The organism is Thermodesulfobacteriota bacterium, assembly GCA_039028315.1.
GTDB lineage: Bacteria > Desulfobacterota_D > UBA1144 > Nemesobacterales > UBA2774 > CR02bin9.
Map to the genome: position 1 here is coordinate 1 of JBCCIH010000234.1, position 2,946 is coordinate 2,946.

3 protein-coding genes are annotated in these 2,946 nt (G+C 38.7%); 2 read left to right on the top strand and 1 reads right to left on the bottom strand.

All coding sequences use genetic code 11. The features are described from left to right. Nucleotides 1-821 (bottom strand): MFS transporter (locus AAF462_11340; protein ID MEM7009716.1); only part of this gene is annotated, 821 nt, incomplete at its 3' end. 112 nt (nucleotides 822-933) lie between these two features. Between AAF462_11340 and AAF462_11345 the strand changes: the two genes are divergently transcribed. Both AAF462_11345 and AAF462_11350 read left to right on the top strand, forming a co-directional pair. After that, nucleotides 934-2,469 (top strand): VWA domain-containing protein, encoded by a 1,536-nt coding sequence (locus AAF462_11345; GenBank protein ID MEM7009717.1) that lies wholly within the window; start codon nucleotides 934-936, stop codon nucleotides 2,467-2,469. A gap of 79 nt (nucleotides 2,470-2,548) precedes the next feature. Continuing rightward, nucleotides 2,549-2,946: hypothetical protein (locus AAF462_11350; protein ID MEM7009718.1), on the top strand; the 398-nt coding region annotated here is incomplete at its 3' end.

Sequence of the window (2,946 nt, forward strand, 5' to 3'; positions counted from 1 at the left end):
GTAGCAACTTTTAGAATCCCTCTTTTCTCCGCATATCTAACATAGGGGTATGCAAAAATCGCAGTTGGAAGAACTGCAATCAGATAAACGTGCCAAAGATCATTGTCATCTACCCCGAGCTCGGTCCAGCTTAGAGGATATATAAATACAAACAAGTTTACAGTTAGTGATATTACAGCTGCGCCTAAGAATAGTTTTTTAATCTCCGGGTCTTTTAGATAACTCAGTATTTCAGACTCTTCATGAAGAAAATCTTTTTTCTCAATCTCAGGGAAGAAAATGATAGTAAAAATGATTGCTATTAGACCTAAAGCGGCAAGGATATAAAATACATTAGTAAATCCAATTTCAGCTGCTAAAAGAGGGCCCAATATAATTGCTATAATAAACCCAACTCCAATTGTAACCCCTACAATAGTAAATGACTGCGCTCTTACTTCATGACGCGTTACATCACCCAATGATGCAATCGCAACAGAACTTACCGCACCCGCCCCCTGAATAACACGGGCCAAAATGAGCTCAACAATATTATCTGCAAGCCCACATATAAGGCTTCCTATTGTAAACACAGCGAGTCCAATTAAAAGCGCTTGCTTTCGGCCAATTTTGTCGCTAAGCCAACCATATGGAACCTGAAGAAGGCTCTGTACAAGCGCATATATTCCAAAGGCAATTCCGGCTAGTCCTATATCTGCACCAGGGTAGCGCTCTGCATAAACACTGAAAACAGGCAATATCAAAAAGATCCCCATAAGCCTTATTGCCATAATGAGGCCAACCGACGCGACCGCTCTTGCTTCAGTTTTATTAAGTTTCATAATATTTTGTAAAGGTGCTTGTTTATAAAAAGTTTTTAATTCTAACACGTTAGCATAAAATTGATATAAGGTCATTGATAGTACTGCTCGTATATGTAAGCTTAAGGTAGTGATGAAGCTTAGAAAGACCGCGCACAACATAGAATCAGACTCTTTTGATAAAGAGCAGTTTGAAAATCTACTTTCGCATTCAGATGAGTTGAATATCTTAATAGATAGTGGAAGCAATCTGCTGCCTCATTTTGATGCTCTCATTATGGATCTATTTTATTCGTTTTATAAACACAATGTTTTATTCCTACCACAAGATACTTCAAAGAAAGGCTCCGCATTGGCGAGAAAACTGCTTCAAAAGGTGTTTATAGACAAACATTACAAAGAGCTAAGAGAGGAAACCATTTTAGATAACTTTAAATCCGCCCTTGCAACAATTGACATGGGAAATCAGATTCTAGGGTGGATTCGCTCTGATGAAGGTCCCGGAGAAAAAACACTCCTAAAAGAGTGGGAAGTTGATCAGGCTGAAGACAATGTCAGTCAGCTTGAGGAAGAAATAGAGACCTGGGATGAGGTGGATCAGGAAAACGAGGAACTTGGTGATGAATTTCAAAAGGCTAAACAAGAGAAACAAGATGAATTAGAAGGGGAACAGGAGAATCTTGATCAGTTAATTCAGCAGCAAGAGCAAAATCATGACAAAATGGATTTCGATATGGAGAAGATGGTCAAGACATCTCTTGAGCAGACTGATCAGAATATTGAGGATGCAGAAGACGAAATACAGTCCTGGGATTCTTCGATGGGTAATCCAGGTGGAGATGATAAAGGAGTAGGTGAAAAACTGGACCTGGCATCAAAGCTCGGTAAGAATGAGAAACTTAGAAAACTCTCACGCATTGTGGGAAGTCTTAAAGATGAGATGATGAGCACTAGAAGAAAGGTTTGGTCAAAAAGGGGCTCTGAAGTGTTTGACATCTCAGTTGGTGATGACATTGGCAGGATAATTCCTACAGAGCTCGTATCTCTTAGACATAAACTTTTAAAACATGATTTTAAAAAGCGCTATGTAGAGGGAAGACTCTTTCAATACTATCTGAAGGAAGAGAGGGGAAGGGGACCTATGGTGATTTGTCTTGACGGCAGCTCATCCATGTCAGGAGGGAAAGAGCTTTGGTCTAAAGGCGTGTGTCTTACATTACTTGAGATTGCAAAAAGAGAACGGCGCAAGTTTAATGTAGTTGTTTTTTCTTCAGGCGGGGCTCCACTAAAAGTATTTGAATCAATTGGCAAAGAGGGTCTTTCGGGGTGGGGCATGAAAGAATCAGAGATAATGGAGCTTGCAGAATATTTTCCAGGTGGCGGGACAAATTTTGAGGAGCCCTTAAACGAGGCAGTTTCTCTTCTTGAGGATTCCAAATTTAAAGGCGGGGACATTGTTTTTATAACAGACGGACAATCCAATGTCGGCGACAAATGGCTTAAAGAGTTTGAAGAAAACAAAAGCAAGTTGAAGTTTAAAGTCTATTCCGTTTTAATTGATCTCTCAGAAAAAGAATCTTGGGGTACCTTGTCATTTTTCAGCGATAAAGTTACATCAGTATCAAACCTGACTTCGAAAGAAGCAAAAGGTCTATTTCTTGATCTATAGCCTAGAGGGCATCAATAAAATTCATGCTAAGTTTATATTTGCAATATAGAATCTTATATCAAAAAAGCAGCCTTATATAATGAAACATCTTAACAAAATCCTATTCGTTGTCCCCCTTATTTTTTTGCTTACAACTTTTGCCTCTGCGCAAGACCAAAACATTGTTACAAATCAGGGAGAGATAACTATTAATACAAAGTCTAAGAATGTCTGGAAAGTACTTACAAATAGCAAAAAATATGCAAAGGTGATTGGATACAAATGGAAGTCAGGCAAAAAGGATGTAGGACAAGCAGGTGATCAGGCCATAATGTATTTATTGGAACAGCAGACTAATTATGAAGTGACTTTCATTGAACCTGGAGAGAAAATAACTGTTAAACTCGTTCCATCAACAGCTGAGTATGTTAATGAGAAAACATGGGTTGTAATACCTATTGATAAATGGTCAACTAGGGTTATGTTGACAGACATCTA